At 69.9% G+C, this 14,094-nt stretch carries 11 protein-coding genes and 5 tRNA genes; 7 read left to right on the forward strand and 9 right to left on the reverse strand.

Translation table 11 applies throughout. The features are described from left to right. A partial coding sequence (locus tag ACFXB5_RS44590; protein ID WP_385219561.1) for a DUF4188 domain-containing protein occupies positions 1–551 on the reverse strand: 551 nt, incomplete at its 3' end. A gap of 96 nt (positions 552–647) precedes the next feature. On the opposite strand from ACFXB5_RS44590, the gene ACFXB5_RS44595 reads away from it, so the two are divergent. Beyond that, positions 648–1,289 (forward strand): MerR family transcriptional regulator, encoded by a 642-nt coding sequence (locus tag ACFXB5_RS44595; protein WP_385219563.1) that lies wholly within the window; start codon positions 648–650, stop codon positions 1,287–1,289. 63 nt (positions 1,290–1,352) lie between these two features. Here the strand turns inward: ACFXB5_RS44595 and ACFXB5_RS44600 are convergent. The 8 genes from ACFXB5_RS44600 to ACFXB5_RS44635 form a co-directional block, all read right to left on the reverse strand. After that, positions 1,353–1,428: transfer RNA gene (locus tag ACFXB5_RS44600), tRNA-Glu, on the reverse strand. Positions 1,429–1,450: 22 nt separating this feature from the next. Then, positions 1,451–1,522 (reverse strand) — tRNA-Gln (locus tag ACFXB5_RS44605). 13 nt (positions 1,523–1,535) lie between these two features. Further along, positions 1,536–1,608 (reverse strand) — tRNA-Glu (locus tag ACFXB5_RS44610). Between the two features lie 31 nt (positions 1,609–1,639). Next, a tRNA-Glu gene (locus ACFXB5_RS44615) sits at positions 1,640–1,712 on the reverse strand. A 50-nt stretch (positions 1,713–1,762) separates the two neighbouring features. Further along, positions 1,763–1,834: transfer RNA gene (locus ACFXB5_RS44620), tRNA-Gln, on the reverse strand. Positions 1,835–2,001: 167 nt separating this feature from the next. Beyond that, the gene (gltX, locus tag ACFXB5_RS44625; RefSeq protein ID WP_385219565.1) at positions 2,002–3,489 is read right to left on the reverse strand and encodes a glutamate--tRNA ligase; all 1,488 of its coding nucleotides are present in this window, start codon (positions 3,487–3,489) and stop codon (positions 2,002–2,004) included. Next, on the reverse strand, positions 3,482–4,273 hold the full coding sequence (locus tag ACFXB5_RS44630) for a fumarylacetoacetate hydrolase family protein (RefSeq protein WP_020868197.1): 792 nt from the start codon (positions 4,271–4,273) through the stop codon (positions 3,482–3,484). The genes gltX and ACFXB5_RS44630 overlap by 8 nt, the downstream gene beginning before the upstream one ends. A gap of 118 nt (positions 4,274–4,391) precedes the next feature. Further along, positions 4,392–4,607, reverse strand: a complete 216-nt coding sequence (locus ACFXB5_RS44635; RefSeq protein ID WP_385219567.1) for a hypothetical protein — start codon at positions 4,605–4,607, stop codon at positions 4,392–4,394. 594 nt (positions 4,608–5,201) lie between these two features. Between ACFXB5_RS44635 and ACFXB5_RS44640 the strand changes: the two genes are divergently transcribed. The 6 genes from ACFXB5_RS44640 to ACFXB5_RS44665 form a co-directional block, all read left to right on the forward strand. Then, complete coding sequence (locus ACFXB5_RS44640; RefSeq protein ID WP_385219569.1) at positions 5,202–9,089, forward strand: nitrate- and nitrite sensing domain-containing protein; 3,888 nt, start codon at positions 5,202–5,204, stop codon at positions 9,087–9,089. Between the two features lie 9 nt (positions 9,090–9,098). Next, positions 9,099–9,512, forward strand: coding sequence for a roadblock/LC7 domain-containing protein (locus ACFXB5_RS44645; protein ID WP_167442334.1), 414 nt, complete (start codon positions 9,099–9,101; stop codon positions 9,510–9,512). Positions 9,513–9,618: 106 nt separating this feature from the next. Then, positions 9,619–10,029 carry a DUF742 domain-containing protein gene (locus ACFXB5_RS44650; RefSeq protein ID WP_014055140.1) on the forward strand — a complete coding sequence of 137 codons (411 nt, stop codon included), beginning with the start codon at positions 9,619–9,621 and terminating at the stop codon, positions 10,027–10,029. Further along, the gene (locus ACFXB5_RS44655; protein ID WP_201850934.1) at positions 10,010–10,594 is read left to right on the forward strand and encodes an ATP/GTP-binding protein; all 585 of its coding nucleotides are present in this window, start codon (positions 10,010–10,012) and stop codon (positions 10,592–10,594) included. Before ACFXB5_RS44650 ends, ACFXB5_RS44655 begins: the two co-directional genes overlap by 20 nt. A 335-nt stretch (positions 10,595–10,929) precedes the next feature. Next, positions 10,930–13,968, forward strand: a complete 3,039-nt coding sequence (locus ACFXB5_RS44660; RefSeq protein ID WP_385219571.1) for a nitrate- and nitrite sensing domain-containing protein — start codon at positions 10,930–10,932, stop codon at positions 13,966–13,968. A gap of 10 nt (positions 13,969–13,978) precedes the next feature. Beyond that, on the forward strand, positions 13,979–14,094 hold a 116-nt coding region (locus tag ACFXB5_RS44665), incomplete at its 3' end, for a roadblock/LC7 domain-containing protein (protein ID WP_302888475.1).

Here is a 14,094-nt window from a genome sequence, read left to right on the forward strand (position 1 = left end):
CACCTCGAAGCCGTCGATCCCGGGCAGCAACACATCGAGCACGAACAGATCCGGCCCCGGGGGGGACACCCGTGTCTGGGCGCGCGCCCCGCCCGCCCCCGGGGGCCCCCCCCGGGGACGACTCCGGTGGCCTGACCCAGGCCGAACGCCGGCATATTGATGTAGACCGCCTCATGCGCCCCGGCCGGTACGACATACGTCTCGTGCCAGAAGCCGACCTTGCCCTTGCCCTCCCGCAGCCTGCGGTTGAACGCCGCCCAGGCGGGACGGTGCTCCTTGTCCTGGGCCACCGAGTACTCCAGCAGCCGCTCGTGCGAGTCCCAGTACTGGACCACGTAGAGCACCCGCGGCGCGCCGAACAGCACCTGATAGCCCAGCATCCCGCTCTCCTCGTCCCGCGACAGCTCGCGGAGCATCCGCGGCATCGCCCGGAAGACCGGCAGCCAGCTCCGCAGCGCACGGAAGCGGTTGATGCGCATGCCGATCAGGAAGACGGTGACCTCCCCCTCGGCCTCGGCGGTCATACGGCCGGCGAGCAGCTCGGTACCCATGGTGATCCCCTCGTTCCCCACATACGGGATAGACTTGGATAGCGACACTATCCAACTCTTAGATAGTGTCACTCTCCAATGGAAGGTGCAACAGGGATGCGACTGGCGGAGCTCAGCGAGCGCAGCGGAGTGCCCACCGCGACGATCAAGTACTACTTGCGCGAGCGGCTGCTGCCGCCGGGAGAGCGGATCACCGCCACCCAGGCCGAGTACGGCGAGGAGCATCTGCGCAGACTGCGGCTGGTGCGCTCGCTGATCCAGGTCGGCCGGATGCCGGTGGCCACGGCGCGCGAGGTGCTGGCGGCCGCCGAGGACGAGTCGCTCAGCCAGAACACCCGGATGGGAGCCGCGATCTGGGCACTGCCGCACGACCCCGAGCCCGACGAGGACGATCCGCACGCGGCGCGCGCCCGTGCGCAGGTGGACACCGTGCTGCGACGGATGGGCTGGTCCTACGGCCAGGAACTGGGCGACACCTCCCCCGCCTACCGGATGCTGGTGGCGGCCGTCGCCTCCCTGGACCGCCTGGGGTACCCCCATGACACCGAGCATCTGCTGGTGCACGCCCGGCTGGCGGGCGAACTGGCCGTCGCCGACCTGGACCTGGTGGAGACCTACGACACCCCGCCCGAGCGGGTCGAGGCGGTGGTGGCACTGACGGTGCTCTATGAACCGGTGCTGCTCAGCCTGCGGCGGCTGGCACAAACCGAGGAATCCGGCCGTCGCTTCAAGGAGTGATCAGGCGCCGGGGGAACGACCGGGACACGAAAAAGCCCCCCGCTGTCGCGGAGGGCTTTTCGCTGGTACCCCCGACCGGATTCGAACCGGCGCTACCGCCTTGAGAGGGCGGCGTGCTAGGCCGCTACACAACGGGGGCCTGAATCAGCACTGGTGCTGCGCTGGGCTACCAGGACTCGAACCTAGACTAAATGAACCAGAATCACTCGTGCTGCCAATTACACCATAGCCCATGGTATAGACCAGTACCCCCGACCGGATTCGAACCGGCGCTACCGCCTTGAGAGGGCGGCGTGCTAGGCCGCTACACAACGGGGGCTCTAGCGATCTCCGTCTCGCGAAGAGATCCGTACCCCCGACCGGATTCGAACCGGCGCTACTGCCTTGAGAGGGCAGCGTGCTAGGCCGCTACACAACGGGGGCTTGGTCCTGCTTTGATCAAGAGATCCACCGGACATCCGGGAGATCTCTTGCTGGGGTACCAGGACTCGAACCTAGACTAAGTGAACCAGAATCACTCGTGCTGCCAATTACACCATACCCCACCAAAACGCCACCCCCGTAAGGGGTTTTGTTTGGTTTGCGTCTCCGGTCCGACCTCTCGGCGGCCCGTCCGGCGCAGGAAGAACATTACCCGATGGTGGACGGGCCACCAAAACGGGTATCACCGCGAGTGGCGCCGCCTCGCGGGCGCGAGCGGCGCCTCACTCACCTACCCGGCCAGCTCGGCCAGCACCGCGTCGACCCGGGCCAGCGTGCGCTCACGGCCCAGGACCTCCAGGGACTCGAACAGCGGCAGCCCGACCGTGCGCCCGGTGACCGCGACGCGCAGTGGCGCCTGGGCCTTGCCCAGCTTCAGACCGTGCTCCTCACCTGCCGCGAGGACCTCGGCCTTCAGGGTCTCGGCGTCCCAGTCCGCCTCGGCGAGCCGGGCGCGGACCGAGGCCAGGAGCGCGTCCGCGCCCGGCTTCATCGCCTTGGCCCAGGACGCCTCGTCCGCCACCGGCTGGTCGAGGAAGAGGAAGTCCACGTTCGCCGTGATGTCGGACAGGACCGTCAGCCGGGTCTGGGCCAGCGGGGCCAGCGCCTCGAAGGCGGCCGCGTCGAAGGCCTCCGGGGCCCACGGCGCGTGCGGGGCCTTCAGCCAGGGCTCGCACGCCTCGATGAACGCCTTCGCATCCAGCAGCCGGATGTGGTCCGCGTTGATCGCCTCGGCCTTCTTGAGGTCGAAGCGCGCCGGGTTGGCGTTCACCGCCGAGATGTCGAACGCCTCGACCATCTCCTCCAGCGAGAAGACGTCCCGGTCGGAGGAGAGCGACCAGCCCAGCAGGGAGAGGTAGTTGAGCAGCCCCTCGGGGAGGAAGCCACGCTCCCGGTAGAGGTTCAGCGAGGCCTGCGGATCGCGCTTGGAGAGCTTCTTGTTGCCCTCGCCCATGACATACGGGAGGTGGCCGAAGGCGGGCACCGTGCCGCCGCCCACACCGATCTCGGCGAGCGCGCGGTAGAGCGCGATCTGCCGTGGGGTGGAGGAGAGCAGGTCCTCGCCGCGCAGTACGTGTGTGATCTCCATCAGCGCGTCGTCGACGGGGTTGACGAGCGTGTAGAGGGGCGCGCCGTTGGCCCGCACGATCCCGTAGTCCGTGACGTTCTCGGGGGCGAAGGTCAGCTCACCGCGCACCAGGTCGGTGAAGGTGATCGGCTCGTCCGGCATCCGGAAGCGCACGATCGAGGCGCGTCCCTCGGCCTCGTACCCGGCGATCTGCTCGGCGGTCAGGGTGCGGCACTTCCCGTCGTAGCCGGAGGGCCGGCCGGCCTTGCGGGCCGCCTCGCGGCGCTCCTCCAGCTCCTCGGCGGTGCAGTAGCAGCGGTAGGCGTGGCCCGCCTCCAGCAGCTTCTCCGCGACCTCGCGGTAGAGGTCCATCCGCTGCGACTGGCGGTAGGGCGCGTGCGGACCGCCGACCTCGGGGCCCTCGTCCCAGTCGAAGCCCAGCCAGCGCATGGCCTCCAGCAGCTGGGTGTAGGACTCCTCGGAGTCGCGCGCGGCGTCGGTGTCCTCGATGCGGAACACCAGGGTGCCGCCGTGGTGACGGGCGAAGGCCCAGTTGAACAGGGCCGTGCGGACCAGGCCGACATGGGGGTTGCCGGTCGGCGAGGGACAGAAACGAACCCGCACGGGGGCGGAGGAGGGTGCGCTAGCCACGCTTGATCACCTTGTTGGTGAGAGTGCCGATGCCTTCGATGGTGACGGCGACCTCGTCGCCGACGGAGAGCGGGCCGACGCCCGCCGGGGTGCCAGTGAGCACGACGTCGCCGGGGAGCAGGGTCATCGCCTCGGTGATGTGCACGATCAGGTCCTCGATCGGGCGCACCATCTCGCTCGTACGGCCGAGCTGACGCTGCTCACCGTTGACGGTGCACATGATGCCGAGGTCGCCGGCGCGCGTCAGGTCGATATCGGTCTCCACCCAGGGGCCCAGCGGGCAGGAGGTGTCGAAGCCCTTGGCCCGCGCCCACTGCTTCTCGCGCCGCTGGGCGTCGCGGGCCGTGATGTCGTTGCCGCAGGTGTAGCCGAGGATGACGTCCTGGACGCGGTCGCGCGGAACCTCGCGGCACATCCGTCCGATGACCACGGCCAGCTCGGCCTCGTAGTGCACCTCGGAGGAGAAGGAGGGGTACGCGACGGGGTCGCCTGGGCCGACCACCGAGGTGGACGGCTTGAAGAAGACGACCGGGACGTCGGGGACCTCGTTGCCCAGCTCCGCCGCGTGCTCGGCGTAGTTGCGCCCGATTCCGACGACCTTGTTCGGCAGGACGGGCGGCAGCAGCCGGACCTTGCTCAGGGGGACCTTCTGGCCCGAGCGCTCGAATTCGGCGAAGGGGTGACCCTTGATGATGTCGATGACGGGGCCGTCCGGATCGGACGGTTCGCCCTCCACCACGCCGAAGGCGACGTTGCCGTCGATGGAGAATCTGGCGATGCGCACGGGAAGCCCTGGCTCCTGACTGAACTCGCTGGAGACTGACGCCCCAGGCTATCGCTCCGCGTCCCGCGCGCCGCCGTCCCGCCTGCCGAGGTGGTGGCGCCCACCACGGCCCCGGGGGTCAGTTGCCCGGGGTCTCGGTCAGCACGGTGCGCTTGGGGTTCGCGGTCCGGTTGGGCAGATCGACGCGGTGCTCCGGCTGCTCCTCGGGCGCGCCGGTGTCCTCGACCTCCTCGGCGATGCCCTTGGCGTCCTTGAGCTCTTGGACGTCCTTGACATGGGCCAGGGTGGTGCGCCGCGGGTTGGCTATGGAGTGGAACATCATCGTCGTCTTCACTGGGGTGTACGCCTCGCTCTTGTCGTTCGTGCCGGCTGTGTAAAGCGTCAGGCTAGAGGCGGCCTTGCCCATCGATTCGCAGGAAAAGTCGCCGCCAGCATGTGATATTGCTCACGAACGATCAGGCAAATGCGACATAGAAGACAGTTACCTAATCGCGCTAAACGGACATCGCCTACCCGAACCTGACGTTCCGCTCTTGATCATCGCTAGCCGGACACCCGGTCGCGTCATTCGATTCGTACCCGAAAGTCCGCTATCGCCGACATGACTTTCTACGTCCCGTAATAAAGTCCGCACTGAGCGTCACGCGCATCACAGCCTTATCCATTGCCCTTGTTGCAGCATCCGGCACTGTGCTGGAATTCCCGGGACCGCCGCGGGAATCACCGGCGCGCACGGGGGCGCAACGTTCAGAGGCGCCGAGCGGCGGGGGCGCCTCTTCTCGACACGAAAGGATGCGCGCCGGTCACTCACGACCGACAGGGGGGATCGCGGTCCCCCACGACTCGACACCGCTCCGCCGCTTAAGCCGGTGGGGCGCCTGGTCCAGAGGTTGCGACGCTAGTGCAGGGACGTTTCAAGAGGGATGGTATGGGGGCTCCCCAGGCCCGCCAGGGCCGAGGGGAAGCTTCGGCGGACCCGGAGCCGCGCGGCGCGGCCGACCGCGGCGCCACGCCCCAGCGCGCCCAGGTGAGCAGCGGCAGGACGCTGGGCGATCAGAGCCCCGATGCCGGTGCGCAGAGCGCTACCCGGATCAGTGCGCCCAGCGGCGGTGGTGGCGGCGGAGATGCCACGGAGCCACCGGCCAAGGCGAAGCCCTCCGGCCCCACCGGGCCCGGCAGCCGCATGGCCCTGCGCAACTGGCGCATCAGCACCCGACTGGTCTCCCTGCTCGCGCTCCCCGTGGTCGCCGCGACCACGCTGGGGGCGCTGCGCATCGAGGGCTCGCTGGACAACATCCAGCAGCTGGACCAGATGAAGCTGCTCACCGAGATGACGCAGCAGGCCACCCAGCTGGCCAGCGCGCTCCAGGAGGAGCGCGACAAGTCGGCCGGTCCGCTGGCGGGCAAGGGCAACGACAAGGACGACCGGGTCGTCTCCACCCGCGAGGACACCAACCGCTCGATCGCGGCGTTCCGCGAGGCCACCCACCAGATCGACCCCGGTGACCAGTCGCTGGCCGGTGTGCAGTCCACGCTCGTCAACATCGACCGTCAGCTCGGCAAGATCAACGAGGTCCGGGACACGGCCTACGAAAACAGCCAGTACTACTCGCTGACGGTCCAGAACTACAACGAGCTGATCAACTCGTTGCTGTCGCTCTCCCAGGACATGGCGCAGGCGACCAGCAACCGCGCGATGATCAACAACACCCGCGCGCTCGCCACCTTCTCCTCCGCGAAGGAGTACGCCTCCATCCAGCGCGCGCTCATCAGCGCCGCTCTCGCCGACCCCAAGGGCGCCGACTTCTCCGCCAACGACCGCCGCTTCGCCAGGACCGCGGTGGACAAGGAGAACGAGGCGCTCGGCCGCTTCAAGCAGATCCGCCAGGGCAACTCCGAGGACCTGCTCGAACCGCTGGACAGCCGCCCCGACATCAAGGCGGCGACCATGTACGCCGACCGCGCGGTGCGCGACCCCGAGGGGCTCAAGGCGGAGAAGCGGACCGATCTTGACTGGTACGACCAGGACAGCATCAAGATCGAAGAGATGGGCAAGATCGAGGAAACGCTGCTCAGCGAGATGCAGCAGAAGGCTCGTGAGCTCCGCGACTCCGCCCAGCAGGACGCGATCCTCAACGGTGCGCTGATCCTGCTGGTCCTCGGCGTCTCCCTGGTCGGCGCCTTCGTCGTCGCCCGCTCCATGGTCCGCTCGCTGCGCCGTCTCCAGGACACCGCGCAGGAGGTCTCCCAGAAGCGGCTGCCCGAACTGGTCAAGCAGCTCTCCGAGTCCGATCCGCAGGATGTGGACACCTCCGTCGAGTCCGTCGGTGTGCACAGCCGGGACGAGATCGGAAAGGTGGCCGCGGCCTTCGACGACGTGCACCGCGAGGCGGTCCGGCTGGCCGCCGAGCAGGCGCTGCTGCGGGGCAACGTCAACGCGATGTTCACCAACCTCTCGCGCCGCAGCCAGGGCCTCATCCAGCGCCAGCTCTCGCTCATCTCCGAGCTGGAGAGCCGCGAGGCCGACCCGGACCAGCTCTCCTCGCTGTTCAAGCTGGACCACCTCGCCACCCGTATGCGCCGTAACGGCGAGAACCTCCTGGTCCTCGCGGGCGAGGAGCCGGGCCGCCGGTGGACCCGCCCGGTGCCGCTGGTGGACGTGCTCCGCGCGGCCGCCTCCGAGGTGGAGCAGTACGAGCGCATCGAGCTCAGCTCGGTCCCGGCGACCGAGGTCGCCGGCCGGGTCGTCAACGACCTCGTCCACCTGCTCGCCGAGCTGCTGGAGAACGCCACCTCCTTCTCCTCGCCGCAGACCAAGGTCAAGGTCACCGGTCACGCGCTGCCCGACGGGCGGGTGCTGGTCGAGATCCACGACACCGGTATCGGGCTCTCGCCCGAGGACCTGGCGGCGATCAACGAGCGGCTGGCCTCCCCGCCCACCGTCGATGTGTCGGTCTCCCGGCGCATGGGCCTGTTCGTGGTCGGCCGCCTCTCGCTGCGCCACGGCATCCGCATCCAGCTCCGGCCGTCCGACTCGGGCGGTACGACGGCGCTGGTCATGCTGCCGGTCGATGTCGCCCAGGGCGGTCGGAAGCCGGCCTCGCAGGCCGCCGGCGGCCAGGCGGGCCAGGGCGCACCGGGCGCCGGCACCGGCGGTGCCCAGGGCGGCGGCGCGGGACTGCTCGGCTCGGCGCCCTCGCGGCGCCAGGTCCCGGGCTCCGGTTCGCGCGCCGCGCTGCCGGGCAACGGCGGCGGCAGCGGACTGCCGACCCGGCCGGTCGGCGCGGGTGCGGGCCCCGCGGGCGGCGCCCCGTCCGGCGGCACCAACTTCTTCGAGGGCGGGCGGCCTCCCGGACCCCGGACCAACGCCCCCTCCGGTCCCGGCGGTCAGCAGGGCGGCCCCGGCACCCCCTCCGGCCGTCCCCCGCATCCGACCCGCAGCGAGAACCCGACCGTCGCCCCGCCGACCGGCGCCCCGGCCCGCGCCGACGGGGGCGACCAGGGCGGCCGCCCGCAGCTGCCCACCCGCGGCCCCGCGCCCGAGCTTCCGGCCCCCGCGCAGCCCGGCACCAGCTGGGGCGCGCGCCGCGCGTCCGGTGAGGACGACTGGCCGGGCGCTCCGCGCGACGCCGGGGACACCCCGCGCGGGCACGAGGAGTACGAGTCCACCGGCCAGTTCGCCCGTCCGGAGCTCGGCGGCCCGTCGGAGCGGCGCGATCCGTTCGGCAACCGCGGCCCCGGCGACACCGGCGAGCTGCCGCAGCTGACCGACGGCCCCAGCATGTTCGAGCCGCGCCGCGCGCCCAACGGGCCGCAGGCCGGGCAGGGGCTGTCCGACACCGGTCAGTTCAACCGCCCCGACTACGGCCGCGGTCCGGGCGACACCGGCGAGTTCGCCCGTCCGGAGTTCGGCCAGGGTCCGGGCGACACCGGTGAGTACGCCCAGCCCCGGTTCGAGGACGCCGCACCGCGCGGCGGCCGCGGCCCGGGTGACACGGGCGAGTTCCCGCGCCCGAACATGGGCGGCCCCGGCGACACCGGCGAGTTCCCCCGCCCGAACGTGGGCGGTCCGGGCGACACCGGCGAATTCCCCCGCCCGAACATGGGCGGCCCCGGCGACACCGGCGAATTCCCCCGCCCGAACATGAGCGGCACCGGCGAGTACGCGCTGCCCCAGGACTCCCGGGGCGAGTCCGACCGGCGCACGAACGACCCGCTGCCGCCCGCCGCCGGTCCCGGCGACGGCCGTACCCCGATCTTCGACACCATCGAGTCGACCTGGCAGCACCACCAGGTCGTGGACCCCGGCAACTCGGGCCCGCGGGACGGGGGCCGGTCGTTCCCGTCCGCGCCCTCCGCGCCCGAGCCCACCCCCGGCCGGCCCGCCTCGGCCGTACCGCCCTCCTCGCCCCGCGAGCCGCAGCCGGCGTCCCAGGGCCCGGGGGACTTCGCCGGATCGGGCGCCCCGGGCGGCGCCGGTCTCAACGGCCGGAGTACGGGTTCCCACTGGCGTACGTCGCCCCACAACGACGAGCGCTGGCGCCGCGCCGAGCAGATCCGCGAACCCGCGGCCGGCGGTATCACGTCGTCCGGGTTGCCACGGCGGGTGCCGCGCGCAAACCTCGTGGAGGGCGCCGCACACCAGCAGCCGCAGCAGCCCGAACGGACTGGGCCGCAGGTGTCTCGCGCGCCCGATGATGTACGCGGAAGGCTGACCAACCTCCGCCGTGGGATCCAGCAGGGTCGCCGGGCCGGTACCGGACCCGACGACAACCATGATCGCGGCATTGGCCCGACTTACCAGCAGGAGCGTTAGTTGAGCCCGATGAGCCAGGCGGCGCAGAATCTGAACTGGTTGATCACCAACTTCGTGGACAACACCCCCGGGGTGTCCCACACGGTGGTGGTCTCCGCCGACGGACTCCTTCTGGCGATGTCCGAAGGCTTCCCCCGTGACCGAGCCGATCAACTGGCGGCGGTGGCCTCCGGCCTGACCTCGCTCACCTCCGGAGCCTCCCGCATCTTCGAAGGCGGCGTGGTCAACCAGACCGTCGTCGAAATGGAACGAGGCTTCCTCTTCATCATGTCGATCTCCGACGGATCCTCCCTCGCCGTGCTCGCACACCCCGACTGCGACATCGGCCTCGTCGGCTACGAGATGGCCCTGCTGGTCGATCGCGCGGGCAACGTCCTCACCCCGGACCTGCGTGCCGAACTCCAGGGCAGCCTGTTGAACTGATCCAACGACCATCCGACGCCCGCCCGCCCGGCCACACGGCCGGGCGGCCCCCCACCGGCACCGACCGACGGCACCACCGTCACCTTGTTGTCCGACCGGAGGATCCATGACCCCGCCCCCCGCCTCGCCCGGCCCGTACGGCGGCCATCACCAATCGCCGTACGGGGGTGAAGGCGACCAGCCATTGGTGCGCCCCTATGCCATGACCGGTGGCCGGACCCGGCCCCGCTACCAGCTCGCCATCGAGGCGCTGGTCAGCACGACGGCCGACCCCGTGCATCTGCAGGGGCTCCTTCCCGAGCACCAGCGGATCTGCCACCTGTGCCAGGAGGTCAAGTCGGTCGCCGAGGTCTCGGCGCTGCTGAACATCCCCCTTGGTGTGGCACGCATCCTGGTGGCGGACCTGGCGGAGGCCGGCATGGTGGCGATCCACCAGCCCGGGGGCGGTTCGGAAGCGGGCGGCACTCCGGATGTGACACTGCTCGAAAGGGTGCTCAGTGGACTTCGCAAGCTCTAGCGGTGCTCCCCCATCCCGCGCGACCACCTCGGCGAAGATCGTGGTGGCGGGCGGCTTCGGCGTGGGCAAGACCACGTTCGTCGGCGCGGTCTCGGAGATCAACCCGCTGCGCACCGAAGCCGTGATGACCTCGGCCTCGGCGGGGATCGACGATCTGAGCCACGTCCAGGACAAGACCACGACGACCGTGGCGATGGACTTCGGCCGCATCACGCTCGACGACGACCTGATCCTGTATCTGTTCGGCACGCCCGGCCAGGACCGCTTCTGGTTCATGTGGGACGACCTGGTCCGCGGCGCGATCGGCGCCGTGGTCCTGGTGGACACCCGCCGGCTGGCCGACTGCTTCCCCGCCGTCGACTACTTCGAGAACTCCGGGCTGCCCTTCGTCATCGCCCTCAACGGCTTCGAAGGCCAGCAGCCCTACAACCCCGAAGAGGTCCGCGAGGCCCTGCAGATCGGCCCGGACACTCCCATCATCACCACCGACGCGCGCCATCGCAGCGAGGCGAAGAGCGCGCTCATCACGCTGGTCGAGCATGCGCTGATGGCCCGACTCAAGTAGGGGCCGCCGGCCGGAAGTTGTCAGAAATCCGATGTACGGCGGGCTGTGTCGAACGACACGGCCCGCTCGTCCTTCATAACGTTTCGACAGAGATATGCACCGGCTCTCGATACGGAGCGCGATCGCGCGGCTCCGGTGCGCACTCAAATAGTTCGTTATTCGACATGTCTCAGCCGTAACGCCCCTTTTTTCTCTGGTCCAGACAACGCACTGAGCGCTTTGCGCACTGTTTGGAAAGCACCAGTGCGGCGTGCTGGAATTCGCTGAACTGGGCAGTCAGGGCTCAGCTGGGAACGGCACGAATCAGGTGCCGATGCCGAGAGGTTGTTGGTCGAGTGAGGCGAAGCAAGCCGGACCCCGCGCAAGAGGCGCGAGGGAACTTCACCCCGCCGCCGCGTACAGGCACAGCGGCGTCGCCCGCCGAGGCAGTGGAGCCACCCGCACCCAGTGGTGGCCGGATCTCCCCTCGGAACTGGCGGGTGCGCGGCCGGCTGTACGCGATCCTGCTCATCCCCGTGCTGGTCGCTCTGGTCTTCGGTGGCTTCCAGGTCGCCTCGTCGGTCTCCACCTGGAACGAGGCGCGGGACGCCGAGCGCACCGCCCAGGTCGTCCGGGCCGCCACCACCTACGCCCACGCCCTGGTCAACGAGCGCGACCTGACCGCGGGACCGCTGCTCAGCGGCACCAACGAGGCCACGGTGTCCAAGGCCCGGGCCGCCAGCGACGCGGCGAAGAAGGATTTCGACAAGGCCGTCGCCGACATGCCGCAGACGCCGACCTTGAAACGCCGCCTCAAAGCGTTCAGGGGCGCCGAGCCGCAGCTGGCCACCCTGCGCCGGAACGCCTACACCGACCGCCTCGACGGGGTGAAGACCGAAGAGGGCTATGTCGCCGTCGAGCACGGGCTGATCGAGTTCGCCAATGAACTGGGCCTGGGCACCGGCAATATCACGTCATACGGCCGTACCGTCTACGCGGTATCCCTGGCCAAGGGCGCGGAGTCGCTGCAGCGCTCCATCGGCACCCATCTGCTGGTGAAGCCCGGCCCGTCCGCGACCGACCGCAAGACCCAGCTCACCGCCTTCACCTCGTACGTCTATCTCGAGGGCATCGCGCTCGGGGAGTTCGAGGCCGCCGGTACCCCGCAGGACGTGACCCGGCTCGAGGACACCCTCACGGCGGCGGAGAAGCGTGCGCAGACGCAAATCGCCGAGGCGAAGCGGAAGGCCGAGGCGGGCGGGAAGAAGTTCGTGGCACCGCCCGGCATGGACAAGATGCTCAAGGCCATGGGCAGCGGTGCCAGTCCCTCCGCGCTGGCCTCCCAGGGGATCACCCCGGACTCCTGGTTCAACGCCTCCACGATCAAGTTCAACGCCTACCGGGACGTCGAGCAGACCCTGGTGAACAAGGCCGTGGACGAGGCGGCGCAGATCTCCTCGGACGCCCGGCGCGATGCGATCGTGAACGGCGCGATCGTGGTGCTGGCGCTCCTCGCCGCCTTCTTGGTGGCCGCCCGGATGGCCCGCTCGATGAGCCATTCGATGCGGCAACTGCGCAACGCCGCCTTCGACGTCGCCGAGAACCGGCTGCCGGCGGTGGTCGGCCAGCTGTCCCGCACCGACCCCGGACGGGTGGACACCCGGGTCAGCGCGATACCGATCAACACCCGGGACGAGATCGGCGAGGTGGCCCGCGCCTTCGACCAGGTGCACCGCGAGGCGATCCGGCTCGCGGCCGAGCAGGCGATGCTGCGCGGCGGCGTCAACGCGATCTTCACGAACCTTTCCAGTCGCAACCAGGGACTGATCGAGCGGCAGCTGACCCTGATCTCCGAACTGGAGAGCCGGGAAGCCGATCCGGACCAGCTGGAGCACCTCTTCCGGCTGGACCACCTGGCCACCCGTATGCGGCGCAACGGCGAGAACCTCCTGATCCTCGCGGGCGAGGAGCCCGGCCGGCGCTGGAACCAGCCGGTCCCGCTGATCGACGTGCTACGGGCCGCCTCCTCGGAGGTGGAGTCCTACGAGCGGATCGAGCTGGCCGGGATCTCCGAGAGCGAGATCCACGGCACCGCGGTGACCGACCTGGTGCACCTCCTGGCCGAGCTGCTGGAGAACGCCACCACCTTCTCCTCCCCGCACACCAAGGTGCGGGTCACCTCGACCCGGCTGCCCGACGGCCGGGTGATGGTGGAGATCCACGACAAGGGCATCGGCCTGACCGCCGAGGACTTCGCCGACATCAACCACAAGCTGGCCAATCCGCCGACGGTGGACGCCTCGGTGTCCCAGCGGATGGGCCTGTTCGTGGTCGGCCGCCTCGCCGACCGGCACGGCATCCGGGTCCAGCTGCGCCCCTCCGGGGAGCTGGCGGGCACCACCTCGCTGGTGATGCTGCCCGAGGCGATCACTCACGGCGGTGGCGGCGAGGAGCTGCCCCAGGACGACTTCACGGTCTCCCGGATCGTCCCCGAGCCGCAGCCCGCGCCCGCCTACGAGGACGTGGCCGAGCTGTCCTCGCGCACCGCCGCCGAGCTGGGCTTCGACGACTCCGCCTACGACCGGGACCAGGGGCAGAACCAGTTCCTGGGCCAGTACAGCGGAATGGGGGCCACCCCGCCCGAGCAGGATCCGCGGCATGACCAGGCCGCTTCCGATCCGTTGGCGCAGTCCGGCTACCAGAATTCCGCCTTTACGCAACCGGAAGCGGATTACACAACTCAAACGGAATCCGAACAGCAGCCGTACATCGGCTACAACTCACCCTCTCAGCAGGGAGAGTGGGGCGATTCCGGATCTTTCGAGATGCCCTACGCGTCGCAGTTCGGGACCGAAGCGGAATCGGGACCCAGCGCTCCCGAAGTTTCTCGGGACCGCGTAGAGTTCCACCGTCCGGGCCCTTCCCCGAGCGGAATCCACTCGATGACCGACGCCGGGCTTCCGCGTCGTGACAAGCAGTGGCAGCCGTCCGAGGAAACAGGGGCGCAGGGGATGATCGGGGACCCGACGGCGCCCGTGGCGCCGGAGCGGCCCTATCAAGCTCCCCAGCAGCAGGAGGACGGTGTCCCGTGGCAGTCGGAGAACGACCAGCGCTGGCACCGTGCCGAGCGGCTGCGCGAGCCGAAGGCCGGCGGGGTCACATCGTCCGGCCTGCCCCGCCGGGTGCCCAAGGCCAATCTGGTCGAGGGCGCCGCGGAGCCGACCGGACAGAGCGGCCCCCAGGTCTCCCGCGCCCCGGAGGACATCCGCGGCAGGCTGAGCAATCTGCGCCGCGGCGTCCAGCGGGGGCGCAACGCGGGATCCGGGACCCCCGGGCGTGACCAGCATGACCAACAGGGCTTCGGCCCCGGCAGCACCTACGATCAGGAGCGTTAGTGTGAGCCCGATGAGCCAGGCGGCGCAGAACCTGAACTGGTTGATCACCAACTTCGTGGACAACACCCCCGGGGTGTCCCACACGGTGGTGGTCTCCGCCGACGGACTCCTTCTGGCGATGTCCGA

The sequence above is a fragment of the Streptomyces sp. NPDC059455 genome (assembly GCF_042750115.1).
Lineage (GTDB): Bacteria > Actinomycetota > Actinomycetes > Streptomycetales > Streptomycetaceae > Streptomyces > Streptomyces endocoffeicus.